Here is a 26796-nt window from a genome sequence, read left to right as displayed (position 1 = left end):
AGTGACATCAGACTACTTTCATTTTTTAAGTTTAATTGGGGTCGCCTTTTTCGCAATCTCTGGGACATTAATGGGTCATGAAAAAAACATTGGTGGCTTTGGGGTGGTTGTGGTTGGTTCCGTTACCGCACTTGGCGGTGGTACACTTCGTGATGTGCTATTAAACCAACCCGTTTTTTGGATAACACAACCAGATTATTTATACGCTACATATGGTGCAATTTTTATTGCTGTTATATTTATTCGCCACTTACCTGACGTATCGAATTATTATATGCTCCTCGTCGACGCAATCGGCATGGCTATATTCAACATTGTCGGTATTGAAAAATCTCTTCTTGAAGGCACAACCATGTTAGTCGCCATTACTATGGGTATGACCACTGGCATATTTGGCGGCTTAATGCGTGATGTTATTTGCCGAGAAGTCCCCTTGGTTATGCGCGATGAGCTTTACTCAACCGCCTGTTTTTGTGGTGGTTTGACCTACGCCGGATTCTTTTTACTCAATGTATCTTATATATGGTGTATTGTGGGCTCATTATTCATCACCGTGTTTTTAAGGCTAGGTGCTCTGCATTGGGGTTGGCAACCTAATATATTTAGAAAAAGGACGCCCAGAAAATAATTTGCAAGACTATCAAAATGCATGGACTATCTGTAAGTCGGGATTTATTCCAATGAATGTTTAAATGATAAATTCACTCTATTTTGGCTACCTTTATTAGGGTATGCTGACCTTTCAAGGTTGAATTTGCAGCAGCCTGTTTGATACTGTCTCGCGCTGCGATTAAATCGCCCCGCGGTTGAACGAATTTTAATCCGCAAAGGTCAACAGACCCTAAACTCAGGCTTCAATAATTCATAGCATTTTAAGTCATGATATTCATTCTTCCAGTAGCCACTTGCCCTACGGATACCTTCCTCTTTAAAGCCAAGCTTTTTTAATACAGATTCTGACGCACCATTACCAAACAAATACCCAAACCACCTCAAGATACAGAATTCAGCGTTTCACAGGGGCTTAATATCAAGGCGTTATTTTGTAAGAATGGCCATCCCTTTTAAGAAGTAACAACACAGAGGGTAAGTCCCTGTGAAACGCCCAAAGGGTTGGTTTAAAAGTGATTTATTCTGCGTTATTGATTTTAACAATAGAACCACTATTACTTGCAATCAATGCCTTGTCTAAATCGCTTTTAATTCCAACTGAAACTCGCATCTTGAGGTGGTTTGGGTATAGTCTCGGCTTGAACCCTATAAAGTTCACCAAATGGTAGCTGATCAGAAAAGGCCGAATCAATAATCTTGTGCAAGGCTTGCGTAGTATAGCCATAACCCCAATGCTTGGAAGATAACTCGTAGCCTATCCCCGCATTTTTCATCTTTTGATTCCATGAATTAAAGCCGCAAGTACCAATTAACTTTCCGGTATCTTTTCTGTGAATGCCCCAACGAATACCCACACCTTCAATAAAGCGATTGTTGAAGAATTCAATTAATTTTAAGGATTGCTCTAGGGCGTGTTGACCTTTCGTGATTGATTTTGCAGCAGTATGTTTGGTATTTAGGCAAGGCAGCGCCTATGTAGTGTGGTTGTTCCCCATAAATAGGCGATAACGCAGTATAAATGCCAAACATGCGCTGCCCTCTGGGTTCTTTCTAGGGACAATCAACTCTTTGTTGCTCGGTTTTTACTTAGCCCACTAGGTTACAAACCTCGCCCCGCGGTTGAACGAATTTTAATCCGCAAAGGTCAACTGACCCTAAACTCAGGCTTCAATAATCCATAGCATTTTAAGTCATGATATTCATTCTTCCAGTAGCCACTTGCCCTACGGATACCTTCCTCTTTAAAGCCAAGCTTTTTTAATACAGATTCTGACGCACCATTACCAAGCATAGTCTCGGCTTGAACTCTATAAAGTTCACCAAATGGTAGCTGATCAGAAAAGGCCGAATCAATAATCTTGTGCAAGGCTTGCGTAGCATAGCCATAACCCCAATGCTTGGAAGATAACTCGTAGCCTATCCCCGCATTTTTCATCTTTTGGTTCCATGAATTAAAGCCGCAAGTACCAATTAACTTTCCGGTATCTTTTCTGCGAATGCCCCAACGAATACCCACACCTTCAATAAAGCGATTGTTGAAGAATTCAATTAATTTTAAGGATTGCCCTAGTGAATCATAAGTGTCTATATCGTAGAACTTAGTGACGCTTTTATCTGAAAAAATATCTAATAAACCCTGACTATCATCCCCTGACAGCTGAGTAAGCATTAAACGAGATGTTTCTAACTCTGGGAAGTTCATCTTATACCCTCTATGAAATATAACGAGCCAGCATCTACAGGCTATGCTGTGCTATAGGTCCGGATTTATCCCGAAAGTTTTTAAGCTAAAGCTTAACCTGCAAGGTCAACTTAACATCAATGCAAATTCTGAATTTGTTCCTATTTTATTGGCTTCGAGCATCTTTTAACTTTAAGAAAACCAATAATATAAATGACCATATAAAAAGCATACATACCAAGCTTCTCCCCCCACGTAGCGTGTGAAAACGAACCGAATAAACGAATGTAATCATTAATAATTAACATCCCAACACACACTACTATGGCGGTCGTTTTGAAGTAAAAATCACCAGTGCGCTTAATTGTTGCTATTGAGGTAACTAACATCACCAGAGATAGGTAAAAAGCGAATAATGACATTGCCCCTGGTACAAAACTTGGTGCCAAAGCAAGAATTGCAATAACTATTGAAAACCAGCCTAAAATTTTGATAAGCACATACTCCTTTAAAAATAACTTAAAAATGATAAATTCACCGGATAATAAGCATTCTAGCAAGCCCTTTAACTCAATAAATTAAACATCGCACAATCACAGCTAAAGCAGGTTCTTAAGCTATCAATTCAACGCGAGCCAAATTTACCGCTTTACTTTAACCGCTCATACAACCCTGATGCCCGACTCACTGATTTAGCCATGGCTTTGAGCAGTACTTTTTTGTCGGCCACCAGCTCGAAGGTGTTTTTAGCGCGGGTGATGCCGGTATAAACTAGTTGACGGTTAATACCCGCTGTGGCTTGGTTCTCTGGCGGCAGGACCATGGCGGTGTAAGCAAACTCAGATCCTTGTGATTTATGAATCGTCATTACATATACTTTATCGTGGGCTGGGAGTCTGGCAGGTGAAAATGCGCGTTGATTTCCTTGCTCATCAATAAATACCGCTTTGAGTTGCTCACTTTCATCCAAAAGTAAAATACCAATATCGCCGTTAAATAGCTTAAGTTGGTAGTCATTTTGCGCAATCATAATGGGCATACCCACGTAATGCCGTTGATTTGGGTGTACATTGATCAGCCCTTGGAGATGTAGTTGCTTTTCAATACGCTGATTTAATGTATTAACACCATAATCGCCCTCGCGCACTGCGGCTAAAAGCTGATAACTTGCAAATGCTTTATGGATCTCGACAGGGCTTGCCTGCTCTTTTATCAGCGTAAGGTAATGAGCGTATTTACTGGCAGCGCTTTGTACTAGCTTTTCAACAGGTTTACTGACTATGTCATAATCTAAAATCACATCATTAAACTGGCCACTATTAATCTCCTGTTCTACATACTTAAGCTTACCGCTGTTATTGGTATTAACAGCCAAAGCCAACTGACCAATGCCACTTTGCGCTGTAAAACGATAGCTGTGCTGTAAAAATGCAATGCAATCGGCCAATTTAAATTCACTCTTGCCACCAGTTAATTGTGGTTCGTTATCAAAACACACATTATTTAATTCAGCGCAGCGCGCTTGTGAGTAGTTTGGTGTTTGACCAAGCACTAAACCTTGGCATAAATCGCTCATAACACTGCCGGTATCAACGGAGGCTAACTGATCTTTGTCACCTAGTAAAATTAAGCGCGCGTGATTTGGTAAGGCTTCAATTAACTTTGCCATTAGCGATAAATCAACCATCGACGCTTCATCAATGATCAACACATCTAAGTGCAAAGGGTTTTTCCTATTATGCCTAAATTTATTCGTAAAAGGTTTTACGCCGAGCAAACGGTGAATTGTTTGCGCGCTTTCAGGGATAAGCGGCTCAACAGCTGCGGGGATCACATCTTTAAGCTGCTGTTTTGCACCTAAAATTGATTCGCTCAATCGTGCGGCGGCTTTACCTGTAGGCGCCACCAGCTTAATACTCAGCGGCGCACTTTGGTAAAGCGATTGTAAAATTGCCAGTAGCTTGGTGACTGTGGTGGTTTTACCTGTACCAGGACCGCCGGTGATCACACTAAAGCCTTTGGTAGCGGCCATTGCACAGGCCACTTTTTGCCAATCGAGTCCCTCTTTGGGTGCTGATTGTATAGGAAAGTAATCACTGAGTAGCCGAGTAAGCGACTGATTATCAATATCAATTTCACGTTCACTCAGTGTTAGCAAACGTGAGGCTAAGGTGTGTTCATACCCTGCTAAACGCGAAAAATATAGCCGCTGCTGAAGTAATTTCAGTGGTTTATCATCGCCGACACTTTGATGATTTTGCAGGCACTGTAAAGCAGATTCTGTAGTGAAGTCGTCACTAAATGGGCTGACTCGATCAGGGATTGTTCCCGCTAGTTTGGTAAAGTCACTTTGGCGTAAATTAAATGGGTTTCGCCAGTCAATACCTGTTAGATCTAGGCAGCTGTGCTGACTTTGCCCAGATAAGCACAATAACAAAATAAGATAATACGCATCTGTTTTACCCTGCTCTTGTATCGCATCACACAGTAAATCTGCCAGTTTTATATCGACCATACGAATACGATTTTCATCTAATAAGTAATCAAGTAGGGGGACTGTTTGCACCTCAGCGCTTGAACGTTCAGTAGTCAGTTGACTCATAGCTGCTCTCCTTCACTGGCGACTTGATTATTCACATTAGCTTGTAACGTACCTTGACTGAAAAGCCCATCAAGAATAAGTACTTGCTCGGTTGTAAGCTTTTTAAAATACACGCCTTTGCCGTCACTCATGCCTCGCAAGAAGGTGTAATATACGCCGCCTAAATGCGTTTCAATCGAATAATTGGCAATACGCTGTTTGAGGAGTCGATGCAATGCCACCGTGTATATTAAGTACTGTAAATGGTATTGGTGGCTCCTCATCGCTTGCTCAAGCGAGTCTTGCTCATAATCACTGGGTTCACTGCCTAAGTAATTTGATTTGTAATCTAAAATATAATACTGCTCGTTATGGCAAAAAATTAAATCGACAAAGCCTTTGAGTAACCCTTTTACATGATAAAAATCAAGCCTGCTTTGGGTAAAACCAAAGTGCTTAATGAGGACCTCGTTTAAACTTTTTGCACTTAAACTACTAAGCGGTAAGTTAAACTCCATTTCTACAAGGCATTGGTTTGGTGACAACGTGCTTAAACTTAACCCAGTGTTGTTAAGCGGGCAATTTAACGCATTGAGTATCCATTGTTCAGTGGTATGTTGCCACTGCTCGCTAATATGGTATTTATCTAAGCTGCGCGCGACTACTTGCGCTAAATCTTGCTCATCATTTAACGGGTGCTGCTCTGGGCTAGTAAAATCAATTTGCTCAAAAATTTCATGTAAACAACTACCTGGTTTTGCCCCTTTAGGAAAACTATACGGTGATTGAATCTCAGTTTGCGCATCAAGTAGCTGCGATGCAAAGTCGTCTGTTTCATGATCTTCATCACTGCGCCCTGGGGCAATGTGGTCGCTATGCTTTTTAAAACTCAATGCACTAAAGCTGGTTGCTCGCCAATCACGCTCTATGGTTGCACGAACATGGTTTACTTCAAGTGTTTGCCCTTCAAGCTCGCTTGATAAAAGCGTCAGTGTGCCCTGTGTTTGTAGTTCTTCACTGGTAAATTGCGCATAGTGCATCGCGCTATTTTGTTCGCAAAACTCATTTAAATGTGTCCGCCACACTAAACTGCTCGTTATATCAAGCCCGGCAAATAGTACATGCCCTAATGAGCTACTTTGAATGGCCAAACGACTGCTTTGCCCTTGCCCTAAGTTGTACATACCAATTGCACAATAATGAACAGCGCGTGTTAATGCCACATATAACAAGCGTAAATCTTCCGCTAGGCGCTCTTTTTCAGCTTCTTGTAACGCATCGTCATTTTTACTTAAATCATAAATGAGTTGACCCTCTTTATGATAAAGCGCGTCTTTTGTTTCGCGGTAACCGCTTGCAAAAGGCATAAAGACCAGTGGATATTCAAGCCCTTTTGACGCATGCATAGTGACTATTTTTACTAAATTAGCGTCGCTTTCAAGACGAACTTGAACCGCTTCACCGTCTTGTTGACTCACCTTTTGTGCAAACCAGCGCAATAAACGCAATGTCCCTTCAAGCTCAATTTGTTTTTGCTGAAGTATTTCGCCTAAGTGGCGAAAGTCGGTAAGCCAGCGTTCAACGTTATACCCTAAGCCTTGCCATTTGGCGCTGAGCTGATTATGCGTTAACAACCGTTCAAGCATCGCCATCGCGCCTTGTTTGTGCCAAATAAGACTCAATTGCGCAAAAAAGTTTAAGTGCTCTTGCCATTGCGCTTCATCATCAGCCAATGCATAAATATCGTTATAACTTAGGCAAAATAGCGGTCCTGCTAACACGCCTCGCAGAAGTGACTCATCATACTGGCCATGTAACGCTGATAAAAAGTTAAGTAAATGATGGCTTAATTCTTGGCTAAACACACTTTCACGGGATAAGTACACGCTAGCAATTTTGGCATCACTTAGTGCTTTTTTCATTATTTGTGCTTCAACACGGTCACGCACCAAAATACAAATATCAGCGGCTGTAATTGGCGTTTTACCTATGCATGCGCGCCCTTCTTGCGCCTGCGTTAGTAGCAACACTATTTTATTTGCAAAATGCGCCGCTAGGTGATGTTGCCCAACCCCTTTGTTAGTCGGTTTATTTTTTTCATCGGCAGCGGTGTCTACAAATACACTAAACTCAAATGCTGTCGCTGGTTGTCCATCAATTAAAAATGATTTTTCGGCTTTCTTACCTTGTGCATCAACACGGTTAAACGGGATCGCGTCATTATAAATAAAGCTATTATCGTATTTACTAAATAAACGATTAACACTTTCGACCACATCGTGGCTAGAACGGTAATTTGTACCTAACGTAAATTGCTGATGTGCATCAACAGCGTGTTTTGCGCCTATGTAAGTAAAAATATCTGCGCCCCTAAAGCCATAAATAGCTTGTTTAGGGTCGCCAATCATCGCAAATGTGGTATTTTCCTGCGCATAAATATGGCTAAAAATACCATACTGAATTGGATCCGTATCTTGAAACTCATCAATCATTGCTACAGGGAACAACTGGGCAATTTTTTGTGCCAGTACGTCGCCCTGCTCTGTATTTAGAGCGCCATGCAAATTTGTTAGTAAATCATCAGGGGTAATAACGCTTTGCTCTTGCTTACGTTTAACAATGGCTTTTTTAACCCAACTTGCTGCATGTTGAACAATTGCAATGGCAAGTCCTGAGTTAACCGTGTTATTGAGCGCCGCTAATTGATCAAATTGGATCAATAACGGGTGGGAAAACAAAGGCTGATTTTTTTTATAATTACTTACATCACTTAAATTATCTGTACTCCACACCTCAAATGAGTATTTGCTTGTACCAAATTCAAAAAATTCGTCATCACCAATACAAAATGCTTCAAGTGCGGCTAGGCTACCTTTTCGAGCGGGGGTTTTTGAGCCACTTAAACCAGAGCTTTTAACAGCATTTATAAATTCACTTTCAAGGCATGCTTTTTTAAAGCTAGGCACTTTTGCTAAATAGTGTTCGCGGGCTTGCCACACATCATCCAATTTTATTTGCGGGGTGATCTGCGCATTGCCTTTATTAAGCAAACTTGCGACTTGACTAAATAACGATTCAGGTGCGGCAAATATGTCTAAAATGGCATCCGTTTTTTCTTTATTGAGTGGATATACAAAAGCACGCCAAAAATCTTTAATAGTTTCAAGTAATATGTCGCGTTCATCTAAAATAAACTCTAGGTTAAAAGCAACCCCCGATTCAAACGCATGTTGTTTTAACATACGCTGACAAAAACCATGAATGGTAAATATGGCAGCCTCATCCATTGATTTAGCCGCAGCGTCAAGTAAATCAAAAGCACGGTGTTTATCGTCTATTACGGCTATAACACCGTTAATCAACATGTCATCGGTGTGTTGTCCAAGTAATGCATCGCGGGCGGCGATAATGCGTGAACGTACTCGGTCTTTTATTTCTTGGGTGGCGGCATCAGTAAACGTTACTACTAATATTTGCTCAACACTTAAAGGCGTATTTAATGCAGATTGCGGGTCATCCGCGATTTGCATTCCTAATAAATAGCGTAAATATAAACCTGTGATTGTGTAGGTTTTACCAGTACCAGCACTGGCTTCAATCAAGCTTTGTCCGGCAAGTGGCATTGTGAGTGGGTTAAGCGCTTGCATAATCACTCTCCTTTACGTGTGCAAATAATGGGGCGAGTAATTTATCGCTCCAAAGTATAAATTCATCTTGGCAATCAGTGAGTGACTGCGTGGTTAAGCGAATGTAAGGGTTTTCGCCCTCGCCGCGCCCTATGTATTGTGGGCTAAACTTACTGATTGCTTTGTTAATATCGCCGCCTGTTTTTACGTATTCATAACCACTGACCGGAAAAAACGCCACGGGCTCTTTACGCAGTGCGCTATACAAGCTAAACCACTCTTGCAATAATTGGTAAGCGTCGGCTTTATCTATAGGTGCAAAGCTAATTTGTTTATCAAGCCCCAATAAAAGGGTTTCAACACCTTGATCCATACACTGTGCTACAAGATGATAAATAAAGCCTTTTATTAAGTCTTTGGCTTTAATACTGGCACTGCGATAAAACACCTGTTTTTGCTGATAAACATGATTGAGCCACCCTTGTAACTGAGTCGCTGTATTGCCATTATTTAGAATGAGCGCGACTTCAATAGGTTCGTTATTTCCGCCTTTAATGTGCTCTTTAACCTGTCCTGCAAGTGCGTCAACACGATGCTGCATGCTTTCAAAAATTAGCTCCCCCACATTTGCTTGCGGTAATTCACCGCGTTGCAATATTTGCTGACGGCACAGGGGTTGTTCAAAGATCGCGGCTTCGAGTATTTCATCTAAATAAAAGTACCGTCTTAACGCATCTAAACTAAACGGTTCTTCGTCTTTGGCAACTTCGTTAAATTGCGGTAAACGCAGGCCTAAGCTTTGTTGGTAAAAACTCTCTTGGGCGTTACAAACACTGCGAATAAACGCGTCCAGTTCAAGCACATCAGGCGGGCTAATATCAAGCGCTGTAACGGGCTGTGGCGCAATTGCTTGGGCTGGTAGCCATACAGGATTATAGCTGTGATTTGACAGTACACTCTTGCCTGCATTTTCATCACCAACAGCATTCACTTGATAATACTGACTATTAAATGGCTGTAAATGCTGTTTGCTGATCAAGCACTCGGGCAATGTGTGTGCTGAGGGTTCGTCAAATTCAAAACTACGGCCTATGTACTCTAACAGCTCGCTGACCAAGGTTGATGGCATACGTGGTTGGTTATCAAAACACGAACGACCAATATAGCTCATATATAAATTATCGCGGGCGCTCAGTAACGCTTCTAAAAACAGGTAGCGATCATCCAATTTACGTGATCGGTCACCTTTTTGCTTTTTAGAGTAAGGTACTAAATCAAAACCAATCGGTTGCACTGACCGCGGGTAGTCGGCGTCATTTAACCCTAACATGCACACCACTTTAAAAGGCACAGCCCGCATCGGCATTAATGTACAAAAGTTTACTTGGCCTACTAAAAACCGCTGGCCTACGCCTTTTTCTTGTATGCCTTGCTTAATTAAGTAGCTCACTATCCGCTGCGAAACATTGTTCGTGTAATCACCATTTTCATGGTGCTTTTGCAATGACTCAAGAACACTTTGTAACACCAGTAAATCCCAGCTGTCGTCACTTTCACTTTCGTAAATACTCGCAAGCAATTCATTAAGAATATGGGCTTTGTTGGTTAATGTATCATCAGGGGTAAGTAATACTTTAAAACGCTGAAGTACATCAATAAAGTGCACTAATTTATTAAGTGTATCCAGCGCCATGCCTTCGACTTCATCAGCACTGTATATTCCATTAAATGGGCACTGTTCATCTCGCTGCGCAATACCCAGTAATAAGCGATTTAGGCCATGTTGCCAGGTATTTAAATCAATAGCTGGCAAGTCAAAGCTGTGTTTGTGCTGCGCATCAATCCCCCATTTCACTCCTACTCGCTCAAGCCAATATTGAATTTGCTCATACTCATGCGGCTCGACAGCGAACTTTTCAGCTATTTGAGTTACTTGTAATAAATCTAGAATATCTGACACGCCAAAGCGCGAAAACGGTAAATTAGCTAAACTGGCAAATGAACTGAGTACGGGTTTTTCTTGCTCTATGGCTAAATCGGCAAGCGCATATGGAATAAATCGGCTACCTTGTGCGCCACCAAATACAGCTTCAATGTAGGGGCTATAAGTGCCTACATCAGGCATCATTACAATGATATCTTTTGGTGTCAGCGCAGGGTTTTGACTAAATAAATTAAGCAGATAATCGTGCAGTCGCTCAACTTCTCTGAGCGGGGTGTGACAATCACTCAATGTTATACTGGTGTCGCTGGTGCTAACGGGCAACTTACCTTCGTTGTTTATAAACCACGCTTTATTATCAGTGAGCGATTCACCTTTAAATGCGAGCTGGTAAATTTCACTTTGTACTTGCCCAAGTAAGGTGTTGTCAAATACGTCTATAAAGCCATCTATCCAACGGGCATCGCGTTGAATGAGTTGCTCAAAATAATCGCGACCCAGCTTTCCCCACGATGAAAGCAAGGGGTTGCCGATAAAATAATAATCTTCATCTGGTTGGGTATGCTTTTTTTGCTGTGCTTCGAGCAGGGGCATTTTTGCATATTTAGCTGCAATTTTTGCCGCCGTTTTTTCATCAATAATATCGCCCCAGTAATGCTCACTGGGATTAAAGAAGAATAAAAAAACCTCGGTTTTTTTACTCAATGCATCAAACACGTCGAGCTGTGAACTGGCAATTGCAGAAATACCAAATAAGCTAATCCGCTTTGGTAATAAACGGCTGTCCATTTTTTCAAGCGCGGCTAGTAACTGTCCCTGCATATTCGCACGATGAAATTGGCTTTGATCAAGCGCTTTGCTTTGCGCAACAATTTTTCGCCACAGATCAGGCTGCCACGGCGCAATACCGACATCAACATCGTCAAGCTCATCTTTACCACTATCCCATGTGGCAATCCAGTGCGGTCGATACATTAAGTATTGGTCATACACATCGGCTATTTTTTCGCATAAGGCAAAGGTTTTTTGACCATCCATGTCACCTTCTAAATAGGTTTTGAGCGGTAAATATAATGGCTCATCTATGCAATTAGGTAAAATGGCAAACAGCTTCCACGCAAGGTTTGGCTTATTAAAAGCCGACTCTTTTGGTACATTAGGCAATAATTGCTGATACAACTGCCAAATAAAACTCGACGGCAGCGGAAAGTCTACCTGTGCCGCCACTCCTAAACTTTCGCTTAAGCCAATTTTAAGCCACTGCGACATACCCGGCGATTGCACCAACACCACTTCTTTATCGAATGGGCTTTGTAATGGGTTAACGCTTAAAAGGTGATGAAACTGCGCTTGGAGTGCTTCCATACGATTAGATTGAATAATATTTAGCATTGCGACACTGTCCTTGCTTGAGATAAAAACAGTGTAAGATATTTTCAATTACAGGGGTAGCCATTGTCGCAAATTGGCATTAATAAATCAGGTGGTTAGCTTTAAATTTAAACGCACAGAGCATTGTCGCACTGTGCGAACTTACTTATTTATAAGGGCTAATACTCGACAATGAAAATTGACTTTGCATTATCACTTTGCCCTCAATACCTTTTAAGCTCAGCGAAATAACGGGATCAGCTTTTAGCCAATCAATACTTAAATCGCCGTAATTTACTTCGTGTGTATAATCCCCAACGCGGTGTTTATTTGGGCTCACATCTTTCCATTTTTCTGTTAACCCTGAGCTGGTCATTTCAGTTAACGGGTAATCTAGTTGCTCGGTATATTGAGATATCTCTCCCCAGTGGGTGTCGCCACTGATGATGATCACACCATTTACTTTATGCTTTTTAATCAACGTAAATAAACGCGCGCGGTCGTTTGGAAAATTAGCCCATGACTCCCACCCTGTAAAATCAGGTAAAAGCTGCAAACTTGAGGCTATTATTTTTATCTTCGCGGGCTTTATTAGCTCCTTCTCAAGCCATTGCCATTGTGTTTCGCCAAGCATAGATGCATTTTTAACTGTCGAAGGACTGTAAGGTCCTTGATTGGCTAATTTACGCTTTGTGTAATATTCAAGTTCACTAACATGGTTTAACGCATCACGGTTCCAACGTAAATCTGGCATGATAACCTGAATTGTTTGATCCCCTGCGCCGTACATATACGATGTATAAATCCCGTCAGGGCGTGTTCGGCGTTTTGAACCTGCTGGCTCTTGCCAAAAATCAAGCATGATTTGACGAGATGCTTCTTTGTGCGGGTATTCTTTACCTGCATCATTTTGCCCGTAATCATGATCGTCCCACATGGCTATTATCGGCGTTTTAGCTGTTAAGGTTTTAAACCCTGATTTTGCGCCTAATCGCTGGTATTTATCGGCTAATACTGTCATGTCGTTAGTATCACCATAAATGTTATCACCTAAAAAAATAAACAGATCTCCCTCTTCTTTATTAATAGCATCAAAAATAGGAATGTCTTTGTCTTGATGCCCACACGAACCAAACAATATTTTTTGTGGTGTGTTTTGCATTACTAGCTTTGCCGTATTACTCAATACTGTAAAACTCATAAATACACTCAGCAACACAACCGCCTTAGCTAGTTGCTTCATTTTAATACCTCATCAATTGCATCTGCCATAGTTGGGTTTATACGATACGGGTTTTGGCCAAGCACTTTTAAAATTGTGGCTGCTATTTGTTTTTGCTTAAGCTGCGTTGTGGTTTTTAATAACCCTTGGCGTTTAATATCTGGGCCTATGGCTGCAAGCCAAATGTGTTCTGAACCAACAATTCCTTCAGGAAATGCTTTTTTACCTTGCTCAGATTGCGCCATTGCTTGTTTTGAACTGTGATGTTGCCAATCATTAGCGTTACTGCCACGACCATGATCTGTGGTAATAATAAGCGTTGTATTGTTTTGATAGCCTGGGGTTGACTGAATGGTTTGCCATAAATCCTGTATAAACGCATCACTTTGCTTTGCAGATTTTAGATAGTGATCATAATGACCATCGTGCGCAAAATCATCCGTTTCACCTAAACTAATCACCAATAGTTTTGGTTTTTTAGCCAGCATGTAGGCTTTAGCAAAACGATACGTAAAGCTATCTAATCGTACATTGTGCCATGGACTTGGGATCTCTTTTTGTAACGCATTTAATAGGGCTGCGTCAGCAAATAAATCATCGTCAATTGGCATAAACCCAGCATTAACATAAACACCACTGCGCTTTGCATTGACAATAAACGGAAATACATCCCAGCTACCAAATAAGGCCGTTTTGTTTTTATATTTAGGTTGGTGATGTAATAACTCTAAAATTGTTTTATTAGGATTGACAACTTTATCGTTACTGTTGATCTCTTCGTCAACACTCCCAGTTAGAATTTCGTTATACCCAGGGTATGAAAAATACCATGGGTTAGCGACCGACATCCTCGAGCCATTATTTCTATCACCGATGATCACCCCTTGTTTAGCAACCTGCTGGGTAATGAATGGCATTAACAATTTTTGGCGAATGCGGGGCTCTTTGTGCCAAAACATTTTATTTAATTGCTCTGGGTTTTTAACAAAATCAGTATTGTTGATGAGCTTTTCATCTGCGCCATTAAACACTTCTTGCCAGCGCACACCATCAAGCGTTACCAGCACGACATTATCACTGGCGTAGATCCCCTTACTGACAACAACGCATGCAATGAACAAATACAGCGATATGATACGTTTCATATTATTCCTTATAGAAAAACCCATCATTGATGGGTTTCTTATTATCTTGAATTTAGGTATTAAAATGTTGCTGTAAATGTCAGCGCTGCAGTTCGCGGTGCGCCAATAAAGTACGTAGAGCCATTACCTGTACCACCAGATAAATACTGTTTATCAGTCACGTTAGTCACAGCAAAAGCAATATCTATCGATTTAAATGGCCCTGCATTAACGTCTGCCGCATAGCCTGCATTGATATCTAGTACTGTGTAACCATCAACGTTGTTACGAGCACGAGTTTGCTCATTTAAAAATGCACCTAAGCGTTCCCCTGTGTACTTAGCTGATATACCAAAACGAAAATCCCCACTGTAGTAGTCTGTAGAGATTACAAACATATCACTTGGCGAATCAATTACATCGTCCCCTTTTTTAAAGCTTGGCGACACATCATTACCATCTTCATCTTTAAGGATCACCCCGTTTGCATCATAAGCACTTGGATCATGCGATGCGTATTCTGAGCTATTACTAGTGTAAGAGGTATAAATGTTCCACTCATTTGTCAGCATATAGCTTGCAGATAACTCAACACCTTGTGAGTCAATGCCGCCAACATTAATGTATGAGCCATTCGTCCCTACTGTGTAATCGATGCCATCACTACCGCTACCAGGTGCTATAAAAGTAATACGATTATCAAATGCGATTGAATAAGCCGTTGCAGTTAAACTTAAGCGATCCGCGTTGTAACGCACACCAAAATCAATATTCTCGGCCGTCTCTGGTTTGATTTCATTTAGCGTTGAACCATCACGTTCAAGTACACCGTCTTTAATTGCCGAGAAATTCTCACTAAAACTTGCAAATAACTCTGTGCTATTGTTTAGTTGATACAATGCGCCGGCACTAAATAATACATCTGAATCGCTGTTTATTTTATCTGATCGTACTGCTTCAAAATGATCATACTTCTGCAGTTCGACTAAATATTGTTTGGCACCAATATTAAATGTGAAATCACCCACCGTCATTGCGTCTTGGATGTACCACTTGAAAGTATCTGTTTCAAAAGTATTTTTATACTGAGTCCAATAAGGTGTGCTATCAAAATGATGATAAATACGCGCGTCAATCACTTTATGCCAATCACGCGATTCATCACGATCAGTTTGCTCAAGCCATATACCGGCTTCAATATCGTGCATACCCAAAGTCAACTTGTAATCAGCAGTAAGACCTAAACGGTCTTTATTGTAATGAGTGTGTCGATATGACATGACAGGTGTGGCCGTATCTGGATAACAAGCAGGGTTTAAACCCGTGCCTGAATCCCATGGCCAGCTTAGCGTCTCTTTGCAGTTTGCATCAGGTGTGAGTGGGTTACCTTGACTGTCTGCAAAACCGTATGACCCAGCATTTTTACCGCCTTGTGTTGTTGGCTTATCATCAGTATCAACAGGGGATGTTAAATAAGGCGGGATCCAATCACCGCGTCCCGAGTTTTTATGATAATACGGGCTAACTGTGAGTAATGACGACGGTGAAATGGCATATTCAAACTTTACATACCCTAAAGTGTTTTCACGTAATGTGCCCCAACCTTCTGCAAACATTTGATCAAAATGCGGCACACCGGTCCAATTCCACGTTAATTGATCCCAATCTGGTGTCTGTGCAAATTGCTTTAAACTCACACTGTTATAGTTTGTTTCACTTACATCGTCGTAAGATAAACGCCCTGTCACTGTCAGTGCTGAAAAGTTTGATACAAACTTTATTTCGCCGTGCTGGTTATCTTTACCACCATTGCTGCCATCACCTATCCAGCGGCTGGTATTTGTTTGTGAATAACTAGCGTAAGCTTGGGTATTATCGAACAAGGTCCCTGTGTCATGCTTTATATAAAAGCGCGTCGCATTGTGATCTCCTTGCGTATAAGCAAAAGTCGTATTGCGCTCAAGGGTTGGATCTTTACTCACAAAATTAAACGTACCGCCTAGCGCTTCTAATGACGCCGAGGCAATATCTGACGTCCCTTGGCCGACTTCTACTGTCGCTAAGTTTTCGCTATCAAGGTAACGGTTCGCTTTTGCACCACCACCATAATTAGACCCACCATTTGGAATACCATCAATCGTCATACCCAATTGTTGTTGGTTGCCGTCAATACTAAAGCCACGCATTGTGATCGTGGTTGACCAATCATCACCACCGAATGCATCGCCTTCGTTAATGCTGATCCCCGGCAAATTATCAATCACTGACAAAACGCTTGATACTGAGCTTTGCTGCTCTAGCATAGCAGGTTCAATTACATTATTGGCATAACTGGTCGGTTTTGCGACGACGGTGATCTCTTCAATCTCAGCCTCATTTGCATAACCCATTGAAGAAAAAGCTAAAGCAAGTGCCAAGCTAAGAGATGTTTTTTTAGTAAGAGTGCGCATTATTGTCCCATTTGCAATTGTTATTGTGTATGCGGGAACAGTATGGCGATGCTTGATGACAAAAAAGGGGCGTTTATCTTACGAAAAAATGAAACTAGTGTGTCTTATTTATGGCATAAATAAAGAAGGTGGGGCGTTTTGAGCTTTAATTCTTAAAACTGCTTCAATCTAGGAGCGATTGCATCGTAGCGTAAAGTTTACAATCAAGTTGCTTAAGTAAAAACCAAACACAGAGCTGAAATTCTACTTCAAAAATAAACACGCCCTATTCAATCGGCTTTGGCACAAAATGCTGAGCCTCATTTTTAGGTAATGCGGGGGCGTATAACCACCCTTGTGCCGTTTCGATCCCTAAACTTTTAACCCACGCTAACTCAGCTTCTGTTTCAATCCCTTCTGCAACAACAGAAAAGCCAAGCTTTGCAAATATCTGAGTCACTTGTTGATATAACACTCGCCCTGCGGGTTGCTCACATTGTAATAAAAATTGCCTATCTAGTTTTACATGCTTCACAGGAAGATTAGCAAGCATAGATAAGCTTGAATAACCTGTACCAAAATCATCAAGTACCGTTTCTATATTATTTTCCCTCAGCTTTTCAATATGTTCTGTTACAAGTGTTTGCTGAGTTAAGTAGCTAGATTCAACGATTTCAATTTTTAGTTGATCAGGAAAATCGATAAATAAATCACATATTTTATTGATCATAGATTTATTCGTTAATACGTCTGGATTAACGTTAATACTAATTGTTGGTTTAAACCCAACATTGCTCCATTGCATTAAATCTCGGTGGGCTTGCTCAATCACCCAACGGTCTATTATGTCTGTTTGTTTATGTGCGACTAGCGTATCTAGAAAGTAAGGCCCGGTGATCGAACCATCTCTTTTTATTAATCTTAATAATCCTTCGTAGCCATTTACATGACCTGTTTGTATATCTATTTGAGGCTGATAATAAAGCGCTAAGCGTGACTGTGATATGGTATTTAAAACGTGTGTTAAATGCGCAGAAGAAACACTACTTTGGCGTTGCTGCTCTATAAAGCGTTGCTCAGATTTAGCCGCAAAGCGTTCACTCATATTAAGTTTACTACTCAATTTATTAAACGCTAATTGGTAGTTATTTCGCTCACTGCTTAAACGTAAAAATGGGTAATAAATACATGCGTTACAGATAATTAAAAATACTTGTAAAATAGGCGCAACCAAATCTGTACCGACCATACTGCCATTGATTATAGTGGGTGTCATCCAGCTAATACTGACATCTTGGTAACCCACCGCGCCCGCTGAAATCATTGCATAGCTAACCACAAAGTTAAAACAAGGGACTAAAATAAACGGGATCAGTAACAATGGATTTAAAAAAATTGGTAGCGCAAATAAAATTATTTCGCAAAAATTAAACAATGAAAAAGGGAGTGATATGCGCGCTATATTCTTTTCATGACTCCCCTTGGCCAAAAAGAACGAGGCAACAATTAATCCTATAAAACCTCCAGTGCCACCAATCAACACAAAAGTATCGTAAAAGGTTTGTGCCGACAAGCCTGGGAAAATATCTTTGCTAATAAATGTTTGTTCAAACATCATAGAATACACATTGTCACCATGCACACCGAAGAACCAAAAGCCATGTATTATAAGCATTCGGTTAAATAGTTGTAACGCCACACTACTTTGGCTATCCACTGGGACTAAATATACTACGACGTAATGCACAACGCTTTCTATGATTGGGAGGATCAAAAATAATGCGAAAAAAGCAAATGCAAAAGGTAAAATAAGTAACAGTTTTTCTTTTAAAAACTCACTCAGTAGTGGTAAATCAAAAAATGACATAGGTATAAACCTACGCCCTAGCATCAACAAATAACTGCTTAATGAAGGAACCAACACCGCATAAGCTGAGGCACCTGTACCATCTACCGTAAAAATACCATCTGAAAAAATTAAAAAATCACTATGAATGGAAAATGTGACCAGTCCTAATATACTACCAACAACGGCGCTGTTACCTAGGTTTTTAGAAAGATGGTAACCAACAGAAATAACAACCATAACAGGGAATAAGGTTAAAATAACGAGAGAGCTTTGCTGTACCGTCTTGTAGATAAAGTCGGCTGATGTTATGAACGAAAAATTTACCGCAACATTAAGCACTAAAATGGCTAATGCAGAACACACAAAATATGGGAGCAACGCAATAAACGCTTCGCGCAATGATAATATATAGCGTGAATGAGCAAACTGCGTAAATACGCCATTAATGTGCTTTATAGCCAACAATTTACGTTCTCTAAACTGGTTATTAAAGAGAGTATAAAGTATTTAATAAAAAAAAGGCGAATGATTGATTTCACACGTGTAAAATCATCATTTTGTATTAAGGTAGCGTAACCTTCGTTACGCCAAAATGTTTATATTAGTTCTGCTAGCATTGCATCATCATATGCAACCAACTCTTTACCTTGAGAAATCCTACTGACGTAGTCTGGATTAGCTATAAACGGACGCCCGATTGCGATGAGATCAAATCTATTTTCTTCAATCGCATCTTTTGCACTCTCGAAGCTATAGCTACCAACACCAACCAATGTGCCACTATAATTAGCTCTAAGGTACTCAGATGTTGTCATATCTTCAAGACTTGCAAAACGCATGCTATCGTCGAAAATACCACCATGTAAATAAGCTAACTGGCGCGTGTTTAATTGCGCTAACAAATAATCAAATACTGCTTTATCGCGATTATCTTCACTCATATTAAAGTAAGCTCCCGGCGATAAACGTAATGCCGTTTTATCTGTCCCTATAGCACTTATAACTGCATCAACAACGTCAAGCGCAAAACGCGACATATTCTCTGGTGTTTGACCGTATTCGTCTTCACGCTCATTGGCCGCATAATGTAAAAACTGATCAATCAAATAACCATTCGCACCATGTATCTCTACACCGTCAAATCCAGCTTCAACTGCATTTTCAGCGGCCTTTGCATAATCTGCTATCAATGATTGAATATCTTCAGCCGTCGCTGCTTTTGGAGTTTGATACGTCAGTTCACGCATTCGTGGTACAGACCCTTCAATACCAATTGCAGATGGGGCTAGCACTTCTCCATCAAAAAAATGCGGATGTGCCACACGGCCAACATGCCAAAGCTGAGCAAAAATTTTACCGCCATTTGTATGCACAGCATCAGTTACTTTTTGCCAACCTTGAATTTGTTCACTTGTAAATAACCCCGGTGTATTTGGGTAGCCTTGTGCGTCAGGGCGAATAATAGTCGCCTCGCTGATAATCAAACCAGCTTCGGCACGGCGTGCGTAATATTCAACCATAGCTTGAGTTGGTACTAAGTTTTCATCTGCCATACAACGCGTTAGTGGCGCCATTAATATACGGTTTTTTAATTCTATTGTGCTGTTTAGTTTAAACGGAAGCAGTAATTCAGTCGTCATTATTGTTAATCCTTATCTTGAGTGTACATTCAAGATAAGGGCGTGCACATAAATATTCAACCCTTTTTTGAATATTTGTTCAAGATTAAGTAAACTATGCTCATTAATAGTAAATGAGAGTGCCATGAGAGTCGCCGAATTTGACCGCGAATTTGTATTGCGTCAAGCCATGCTTGCATTTATGCAATTTGGCTATGCCAAAACCAGTATGCAAAAGTTAACCCAGGTAACATTACTGCATCCGGGCTCATTGTATGCTGCGTTTGGTAATAAAAAAGGCATTTTTTTAGCTGCAATTGAACAATACCAAACCGATCGTAACGAACAATTTACCGCGCTTTTTTGCCCTACCCAACCGGTATTACCCAATTTAAGATGCTATATAGACTCTATCGTCAGCGAATGTATCACTGGCGATGCCATGAAAGTTTGCTTGCTCACTAAAAGCATTAGCGAAGTTGAAGGTCAAGATGCACAAATTAATGAGGTACTTAGTGCCAATTTAAATGCTTATGAAAATGCCCTTACCCAGCAATTTTCTCGTGCAAAAAGTCAAAATGAGATCCAAAATGTGCGAAGCGCTCAACAACTTGCACGTTTTTTTGCAATGAGTTTATACGGATTAAGAACTTATGCTTTAACTAATCGCGATGCCGATGCATTAGCATTACTTGCAGATGATATTTTCAATGCCATTAAATAAAATGTTGACTGATCGACACGTTGTCATATTAGTCAATATACTTAATACATAACCAAGCCAATCAAAAGTGAATTTATATATGAATGATGCAACCGCCGCTGCAAATGAAAAGTTCGAGTTGACCCTGAATCTAGGAGCAAAAAAACGACTGGCGTTTATGTTTGAAACCGTTCAAGAATACAAGCAAATATGGATTTTAAACGACGACGATGGCTGCGTAATGTTAGCAAATGAAGACGATGATTGCGTACCAGTTTGGCCGGAACGTATTTATGCTGAAGCTTGGGCAACAGGCGAATGGGAAAACTGTACAGCTAAAGCTATTAATCTGCAAGATTGGCGTACTCGTTGGACACCGGGCCTTGAAGAAGATGATTTGTTGATTGCCGTATTCCCAACGGAAGACGATGACGGCACCATCTTATTCCCTGATGAGTTTGACTCACAGCTAAAAGCACCTAAAAAACGTTATTAATCTCTTAACGTTATAAACATAAGCGGCAACAAGCCGCTTTGTACGATTAATTTATACTACTGCTTTTCAATTAATGACAGTTCAATAAACCTCTTCGTAAAGCCTTTACACAATAATTACACTCAAAACACTTTCTAGTATGGATAAAGTAGCTCGTTGGGGAGGAGAAGAGTTTTTGATATTCTTACCTGAAACGAATAAACAGCAAGCTAGCCACTTAGCTGAAAAACTTCGTTTGGCAATAAGTGATATTAAGCTTACTCATAAAACACACACGCTCACTGTAACAGTCTCTTTAGGTGTGTCTGAATATCAGCACCAAAGCGACTATAAGGATCTCGTTAAGCAAGCCGATCTCGCTCTTTATAAGGCTAAAGAATCTGGACGTAATCAAGTTATCTGTATTGATTAGTTTTAAATTCCTACAGCCTATAATTACGGTAGAAATTTATCCTAAACGCTTTTAAAGCCTACAGGATAAATTTAGCACCGAATGAGTGTTTAAACTCACTAGCTTGACCCTAAAGCCAGTAAGTTGTAACTCATATTTACCACGAAAGCATTTAAACTGGCACAAAAAAGGACGCCATGAGGCGTCCTAATATTGAATAATGGCGGAGGAAGAGGGATTCGAACCCTCGTTAGGGATAAACCTAAACACACTTTCCAGGCGTGCGCCTTCAGCCACTCAGCCATCCCTCCGCAGGTTACCATTTGGTAACGCGGCGTAATAGTATGAAATAGCGTCCAGTGGTGCAAGGTGTTTTTCTTATTTGTGCTTTAACTGCCTAGTAAACAAACAAAAAGGCCGCTAATAGTGATATCAGCGGCCTTTTCCGTTTAACTTAGCTTAACGTTGTAGTGAAGCTGAGAAGTCGAGCATACGATTAAGCGACTTAAGTGCGCCCTCACGTAGCTGCATATCTACAAATACTTCTTTACCTGTTGCATCTAGTAATGCTTCCTCAATCGCTTTAAGGCCGTTCATTGCCATCCATGGGCAATGTGCACAACTTTTACAGGTTGCGCCCTCACCTGCTGTTGGTGCGGCTACAAATTCTTTATCTGGGCATAACTGCTGCATTTTATAAAAAATACCGCGGTCTGTTGCAACAATGAACTTTTTATTATCCATTGTTTGTGCTGCTTTTATCAGCTGACTCGTTGAGCCAACAGCATCTGCTAGGTCTACAATTTCGGACGGTGATTCTGGGTGAACTAATACGCCTGCATCAGGATAAAGCGCTTTCATGTCTTTTAGTGCTTTGGTTTTGAACTCATCATGAACAATACATGCGCCATTCCACATGATCATATCTGCGCCAGTATTCTTTTGAATATACGCACCTAGGTGTTTATCTGGGCCCCAAATAATTTTCTCACCCATTTCATCAAGGTGTTCAACAATCTCAAGTGCACACGATGAGGTAACAATCCAATCTGCACGTGCTTTAACAGCAGTAGAGGTATTTGCATACACAACAACTTTTCGATCAGGGTGCTGATCACAAAACGCTGAAAACTCATCAATTGGGCAACCAATGTCGAGCGAACATGTGGCAGCCAATGTTGGCATAACAACGGTTTTATTAGGTGTCAGTATTTTTGCTGTTTCCCCCATAAAGCGCACGCCCGCTACAATGATCATGTCGGCATCGTGCTTGGCGCCAAAACGCGCCATTTCTAGCGAATCAGCAACACAACCACCAGTTTCTTCAGCAAGGGCTTGAATTTCAGGATCAGTATAATAATGGGCAACCAATACCGCATTTTTATCAATCAGCAATTGTTTGATACGTGCTTTGTATTGCGCTTGCTCTTCATTATTCAATGGAGCTGGTTTAGGAGGAAAGATATAACCTTCAGGCATAATAGTTTGAGCTAAACTCATTTCTCGACCACTTAATCTACAGTGCATTTATAGAGTGAATTATACGAGAATATAAAACTAAATAACAGTGGTGCTCGGTAATACCGATTTGATTAAAGCATTTATATTTAAGAGATAGATAATTTTTGATTGAAAAGCATTTTATGTGTGAAATACAAAAATCTTGAAACGAGGCGTGGGAATAAACTTATCGCAGTAAAAATATCAGGATGGTGGGTCATGATGGATTTGAACCATCGACCAATTGATTAAAAGTCAACTGCTCTACCAACTGAGCTAATGACCCGCTCTGATATGCCTGCTTAACATTTGATGCTGTTAATCACACTGCGTAAATCCGCCGATGAGCCATGCTGTTATTCATAATGAATAAAAGATGGTGGGTCATGATGGATTTGAACCATCGACCAATTGATTAAAAGTCAACTGCTCTACCAACTGAGCTAATGACCCGCTCTGATATGCCTGCTTAACATTTGATGCTGTTAATCACACTGCGTAAATCCGCCGATGAGCCATGCTGTTATTCATAATGAATAAAAGATGGTGGGTCATGATGGATTTGAACCATCGACCAATTGATTAAAAGTCAACTGCTCTACCAACTGAGCTAATGACCCGCTCTATTGTTGCAACTTAATACAACCAAACATCAATACGTAAATCCGCCGATAAAAGACCATTCAATTAATAATAAATGAATGGTGGGTCATGATGGATTTGAACCATCGACCAATTGATTAAAAGTCAACTGCTCTACCAACTGAGCTAATGACCCGCTCTTTTTGCCGCAACTTGAGTGGTTGAACCATTCGTTTGCTGCGGGCGCTTATAATACTTATTTAAAAAATGAGTGCAACCGAAATTGTCTCTTTTTTTAAGTTTTAATGCCTAGCTGTCCAATTTTAGACCGCTTATGACAAAAAGCAGTCTAATCATAGCGATTCTACATTTTTGCAAGCCGTTCAGTGGCTAATTTTGCAGCAGTTGTACTGGGGTACTGATTGATTAAATCGTTAAAGGTTTTTAACGCTTGTTCAGCTAATCCTTGCTCTTTTAACAAAGTACCCAGTTTTAACATTGCATCTGGGCGCTTATTTGAGTTTGGAAATTCATTCACGACCACTTTAAAATGTTCAGACGCTTTAACAGGATCATTTTTTATCGTCAGTAATTGCCCTAACCAGTAATGTGCATTCGACGCATAGACTGAACTTGGGTAAGTACTTAAAAAAGTTTGAAACTCAGGGATCGCTTGATCATAACGCTTATCCTTCATTATTAACGCCACTGCACGCTCATACGCTTCATTCTCAGACAAATCTGCGCTAATGGCTTGCGATGGCACCTGTTCGGTATAAGTTTCAGCAGTGCTTTGGTTAGGCTGTGCGTATGCCTGACTAACTCGGTTCTCTATTTCTTGATAAAGCTCACGCTGGCGCTGCAAGACTTTTTCAAGTTTATAACTTTGCTCTTCAGTTATCCCACGTACTTGACTTACTTCATCTTGAAGTACATTGAGCTGTTGCTGTAACTCAACTTGTAGCAAGTTTCGTGACTGCATCATGTTCTCTAGTGCAGCAAGGCGTTTTTCTATGCTCGATTGTGAACTTGCAGCTTCTGAAACAGGAGCGGGAGCAGCCCATAACTGGGTGCTCCCGCTCAAGATCATGGCTGCCAAAATAATTTTCGGCTTCATAATGTCTCTAATCTTAGTAAACTAGTACCGCACGGCGGTTTTTAGCGAAAGCTGATTCAGTGCGTGATTTAACCATTGGTTTTTCTTCACCATAGCTCACTACTGACATTTGGCTAGCTGAAACACCTAAGCTTTGTAAGTACTTTTCTACGGCTTGTCCACGGTTTTCACCTAGTGCAATATTGTACTCTGGCGTGCCACGTTCATCAGCATGACCTTCAATTAATACTTTAACTGATGGATTTTTTACTAAAAACTCAGCATGGGCACGTAATAGCTCGCCGTATTGACCTTCAATCGTCGCTTTATCAAAATCAAAGTAAATTACTTGCTCTTGACGAAGTGCTTCGTATTTCTCACGAAGTTGCTCTTGCGCTTGTTGCTCAGGAGTCAGTGTAGTGACTTCCACAGTATCATTATTGTTATTTTGTTCAACTGTCGCTTGATTTGATTGATTTGCTGCACCTTCATCGATATCTGAAGATGAGCTACAAGCTGCTAGCGTCATGACTGGCACAGCAATAAGCAGGCCTTTGAGTATTTTATTAAGTTGCATTGAGTAGATTCCTATTTTGAGTAAACCAGCAAATATTACTGTAAATAAGGCGACCACGCGGGTGCCTTTACTTGTCCGTTTAGCACAGGTAAACGTGCTTTAAAGCGACCGTCCATTGATACGAGCGCAAGTACCTGCTTATTATTATGCAGCGTGCTGTAGATGATCATAGAGCCATTTGGTGCGATGCTCGGTGATTCATCAAGGCGTGTTCGCGTTAAAACTTGAAACGCGCCAGTAGCCAGCTCTTTTTTAGCTAGATGGTATTGCCCATTAGTACGGTTCACCATTACTAATTCTTTGCCATCTGGGGTGATTGAGCCCGCTAGGTTCATATCACCATCGAAGGTCATTCGTTGTGACCTACCTGTTTGTAAATTTAACTTATAAATCTGAGCATTACCACCCCTTTCCGAGGTAAACACAATATCTTGGCCGTTAGGATGCCACGATGGTTCAGTATCTATACTGCGATGACGAGTAAGGCGTGTTTCTTTGCCTGTTGCAAAATCCAGCATATAGACTTCAGTTGCACCGTTACGATCTTTAGACAGTACTAAAAGTAATTTTTTCCCATCAGGTGAAAACTGCGGTGCACCATTAATCCCTTTATGGCTAGTAATTAACTCACGTTTTCCCGTGTATAAATCTTGCATATATATTTGGCTTTGGCGGTTTTCAAACGTTACATAGGCAAGCTTTGTTCCATCTGGTGACCACGCTGGTGACATTAATGGTTCTTTAGAACGCAATAATACTTGTTCATTAAAACCATCATAATCAGCCACTACTAACTGATAAGGTTTCGGATCTTCATCACGAACAATTACATACGCTATTTTTGTTAAAAAAGCGCCACGTTCGCCCGTTAGTTTCTCATAAACAACATCACTAATACGATGAGCGTAACGTCTAAACCCAGTTTCAGTAATTATACTTTCGCGCGCTTCTTGAACATGATCTTGATTTTTAATCAATTTACCATTACTCATCATTTGCGTTTCACCGCCAGTAATCTGACCGCGGATCACATCAACTAACTCGTAACTCACTAAATAACGACCATCAGTTTGTTGTGCAACTTCACCAACGAGTACTGCTTCAACACCTTTATTAACCCACGCACTGTAATCAATATCAGATTCTTTACTCGGAAACTGCGGCATATTTTCTGTACTAATCGGTTTAAACTTACCACTGCGCATTAAATCTGCGGCAATCACTTCGCTGAGTTTTTGTGGGATTGGACCAACACCTTGATACTTAAACGGCACAATAGCAATTGGACGAGCGCCATCGATTCCTTCTGTAATGACTATTTCAAGTGCCCCATTTGCAACACTCGTAAAGCCCAGAACTAAAATTAAACAAACTGCTTTGAACTTAGTGAACATA

General features: G+C 40.7%; 19 protein-coding genes and 5 tRNA genes. 4 read left to right on the top strand and 20 right to left on the bottom strand.

The window, feature by feature from the left end; all coding sequences use genetic code 11:
• Position 1 precedes the first annotated feature (1 nt).
• Entirely contained in the window at positions 2-628 is a 627-nt protein-coding gene (locus tag A7967_RS03455) for a trimeric intracellular cation channel family protein (RefSeq protein WP_054204766.1), read from the top strand.
• 571 nt (positions 629-1199) lie between these two features.
• Here A7967_RS03455 and A7967_RS22185 read toward each other — a convergent pair.
• The 11 genes from A7967_RS22185 to A7967_RS03400 form a co-directional block, all read right to left on the bottom strand.
• The gene (locus tag A7967_RS22185) at positions 1200-1475 is read right to left on the bottom strand and encodes a GNAT family N-acetyltransferase (protein ID WP_231659010.1); all 276 of its coding nucleotides are present in this window, start codon (positions 1473-1475) and stop codon (positions 1200-1202) included.
• A gap of 281 nt (positions 1476-1756) precedes the next feature.
• Positions 1757-2314, bottom strand: a complete 558-nt coding sequence (locus tag A7967_RS03445; RefSeq protein ID WP_064435390.1) for a GNAT family N-acetyltransferase — start codon at positions 2312-2314, stop codon at positions 1757-1759.
• 140 nt (positions 2315-2454) lie between these two features.
• Complete coding sequence (locus tag A7967_RS03440) at positions 2455-2793, bottom strand: hypothetical protein (protein ID WP_054204769.1); 339 nt, start codon at positions 2791-2793, stop codon at positions 2455-2457.
• Positions 2794-2942: 149 nt separating this feature from the next.
• The gene (recD, locus tag A7967_RS03435; protein ID WP_054204770.1) at positions 2943-4895 is read right to left on the bottom strand and encodes an exodeoxyribonuclease V subunit alpha; all 1953 of its coding nucleotides are present in this window, start codon (positions 4893-4895) and stop codon (positions 2943-2945) included.
• A complete protein-coding gene (gene recB / locus A7967_RS03430) occupies positions 4892-8521 on the bottom strand; it encodes an exodeoxyribonuclease V subunit beta (protein WP_054204771.1) in 3630 nt (1209 codons plus the stop codon). Before recB ends, recD begins: the two co-directional genes overlap by 4 nt.
• A complete protein-coding gene (recC, locus tag A7967_RS03425; RefSeq protein WP_054204772.1) occupies positions 8508-11834 on the bottom strand; it encodes an exodeoxyribonuclease V subunit gamma in 3327 nt (1108 codons plus the stop codon). The genes recB and recC overlap by 14 nt, the downstream gene beginning before the upstream one ends.
• Positions 11835-11979: 145 nt before the next feature.
• The gene (locus A7967_RS03420) at positions 11980-13014 is read right to left on the bottom strand and encodes an alkaline phosphatase D family protein (protein WP_419761254.1); all 1035 of its coding nucleotides are present in this window, start codon (positions 13012-13014) and stop codon (positions 11980-11982) included.
• 38 nt (positions 13015-13052) lie between these two features.
• On the bottom strand, positions 13053-14180 hold the full coding sequence (locus tag A7967_RS03415; protein WP_099458963.1) for an alkaline phosphatase family protein: 1128 nt from the start codon (positions 14178-14180) through the stop codon (positions 13053-13055).
• Between the two features lie 59 nt (positions 14181-14239).
• Positions 14240-16609: a TonB-dependent receptor domain-containing protein gene (locus A7967_RS03410; RefSeq protein WP_054204774.1), complete on the bottom strand. Its 2370-nt coding sequence runs from the start codon at positions 16607-16609 to the stop codon at positions 14240-14242.
• Positions 16610-16874: 265 nt separating this feature from the next.
• Positions 16875-18902, bottom strand: a complete 2028-nt coding sequence (locus A7967_RS03405) for an EAL domain-containing protein (protein ID WP_054204775.1) — start codon at positions 18900-18902, stop codon at positions 16875-16877.
• Between the two features lie 131 nt (positions 18903-19033).
• A complete protein-coding gene (locus A7967_RS03400; protein WP_054204776.1) occupies positions 19034-20077 on the bottom strand; it encodes an alkene reductase in 1044 nt (347 codons plus the stop codon).
• Positions 20078-20201: 124 nt separating this feature from the next.
• On the opposite strand from A7967_RS03400, the gene A7967_RS03395 reads away from it, so the two are divergent.
• The 3 genes from A7967_RS03395 to A7967_RS03385 all read left to right on the top strand — a co-directional run bounded on the left by A7967_RS03395 (position 20202) and on the right by A7967_RS03385 (position 21667).
• Positions 20202-20780 (top strand): TetR/AcrR family transcriptional regulator, encoded by a 579-nt coding sequence (locus tag A7967_RS03395; RefSeq protein ID WP_054204777.1) that lies wholly within the window; start codon positions 20202-20204, stop codon positions 20778-20780.
• Positions 20781-20859: 79 nt separating this feature from the next.
• Positions 20860-21255, top strand: coding sequence for a DUF2750 domain-containing protein (locus tag A7967_RS03390; RefSeq protein WP_054204778.1), 396 nt, complete (start codon positions 20860-20862; stop codon positions 21253-21255).
• 139 nt (positions 21256-21394) lie between these two features.
• Positions 21395-21667 (top strand): GGDEF domain-containing protein, encoded by a 273-nt coding sequence (locus A7967_RS03385; protein ID WP_054204779.1) that lies wholly within the window; start codon positions 21395-21397, stop codon positions 21665-21667.
• A gap of 200 nt (positions 21668-21867) precedes the next feature.
• Here A7967_RS03385 and A7967_RS03380 read toward each other — a convergent pair.
• From A7967_RS03380 to tolB, 9 genes are all read right to left on the bottom strand, one after another.
• Positions 21868-21957: transfer RNA gene (locus A7967_RS03380), tRNA-Ser, on the bottom strand.
• Positions 21958-22105: 148 nt separating this feature from the next.
• Complete coding sequence (gene nadA / locus A7967_RS03375) at positions 22106-23146, bottom strand: quinolinate synthase NadA (RefSeq protein ID WP_054204780.1); 1041 nt, start codon at positions 23144-23146, stop codon at positions 22106-22108.
• Between the two features lie 210 nt (positions 23147-23356).
• Positions 23357-23432, bottom strand: a tRNA-Lys gene (locus A7967_RS03370).
• 91 nt (positions 23433-23523) lie between these two features.
• A tRNA-Lys gene (locus tag A7967_RS03365) sits at positions 23524-23599 on the bottom strand.
• A 91-nt stretch (positions 23600-23690) separates the two neighbouring features.
• Positions 23691-23766: transfer RNA gene (locus A7967_RS03360), tRNA-Lys, on the bottom strand.
• Positions 23767-23848: 82 nt separating this feature from the next.
• Positions 23849-23924 (bottom strand) — tRNA-Lys (locus tag A7967_RS03355).
• Positions 23925-24092: 168 nt separating this feature from the next.
• Entirely contained in the window at positions 24093-24845 is a 753-nt protein-coding gene (gene ybgF, locus A7967_RS03350) for a tol-pal system protein YbgF (RefSeq protein WP_054204781.1), read from the bottom strand.
• Between the two features lie 13 nt (positions 24846-24858).
• Positions 24859-25401: a peptidoglycan-associated lipoprotein Pal gene (gene pal / locus A7967_RS03345; RefSeq protein ID WP_054204782.1), complete on the bottom strand. Its 543-nt coding sequence runs from the start codon at positions 25399-25401 to the stop codon at positions 24859-24861.
• 35 nt (positions 25402-25436) lie between these two features.
• A complete protein-coding gene (gene tolB / locus A7967_RS03340) occupies positions 25437-26795 on the bottom strand; it encodes a Tol-Pal system beta propeller repeat protein TolB (RefSeq protein WP_054204783.1) in 1359 nt (452 codons plus the stop codon).
• Position 26796: the final 1 nt, after the last annotated feature.

Source organism: Pseudoalteromonas neustonica (assembly GCF_001653135.1).
GTDB classification, from domain to species: domain Bacteria; phylum Pseudomonadota; class Gammaproteobacteria; order Enterobacterales; family Alteromonadaceae; genus Pseudoalteromonas; species Pseudoalteromonas neustonica.
The sequence above is the reverse complement of the archived record's forward strand: the minus strand, read 5'-3'. Positions and strand labels throughout refer to the sequence as shown.

Coding starts and splice junctions, on each gene's coding strand:
- A7967_RS03445 (WP_064435390.1), bottom strand. CDS start 2,314: ATGAACTTCCCAGAGTTAGAAACATCTCGTTTAATGCTTACTCAGCTG.
- recD (WP_054204770.1), bottom strand. CDS start 4,895: ATGAGTCAACTGACTACTGAACGTTCAAGCGCTGAGGTGCAAACAGTC.
- recB (WP_054204771.1), bottom strand. CDS start 8,521: ATGCAAGCGCTTAACCCACTCACAATGCCACTTGCCGGACAAAGCTTG.
- recC (WP_054204772.1), bottom strand. CDS start 11,834: ATGCTAAATATTATTCAATCTAATCGTATGGAAGCACTCCAAGCGCAG.
- A7967_RS03420 (WP_419761254.1), bottom strand. CDS start 13,014: ATGAGTTTTACAGTATTGAGTAATACGGCAAAGCTAGTAATGCAAAAC.
- A7967_RS03415 (WP_099458963.1), bottom strand. CDS start 14,180: ATGAAACGTATCATATCGCTGTATTTGTTCATTGCATGCGTTGTTGTC.
- A7967_RS03410 (WP_054204774.1), bottom strand. CDS start 16,609: ATGCGCACTCTTACTAAAAAAACATCTCTTAGCTTGGCACTTGCTTTA.
- A7967_RS03400 (WP_054204776.1), bottom strand. CDS start 20,077: ATGACGACTGAATTACTGCTTCCGTTTAAACTAAACAGCACAATAGAA.
- A7967_RS03395 (WP_054204777.1), top strand. CDS start 20,202: ATGAGAGTCGCCGAATTTGACCGCGAATTTGTATTGCGTCAAGCCATG.
- A7967_RS03390 (WP_054204778.1), top strand. CDS start 20,860: ATGAATGATGCAACCGCCGCTGCAAATGAAAAGTTCGAGTTGACCCTG.
- A7967_RS03385 (WP_054204779.1), top strand. CDS start 21,395: ATGGATAAAGTAGCTCGTTGGGGAGGAGAAGAGTTTTTGATATTCTTA.
- nadA (WP_054204780.1), bottom strand. CDS start 23,146: ATGAGTTTAGCTCAAACTATTATGCCTGAAGGTTATATCTTTCCTCCT.
- ybgF (WP_054204781.1), bottom strand. CDS start 24,845: ATGAAGCCGAAAATTATTTTGGCAGCCATGATCTTGAGCGGGAGCACC.
- pal (WP_054204782.1), bottom strand. CDS start 25,401: ATGCAACTTAATAAAATACTCAAAGGCCTGCTTATTGCTGTGCCAGTC.
- tolB (WP_054204783.1), bottom strand. CDS start 26,795: ATGTTCACTAAGTTCAAAGCAGTTTGTTTAATTTTAGTTCTGGGCTTT.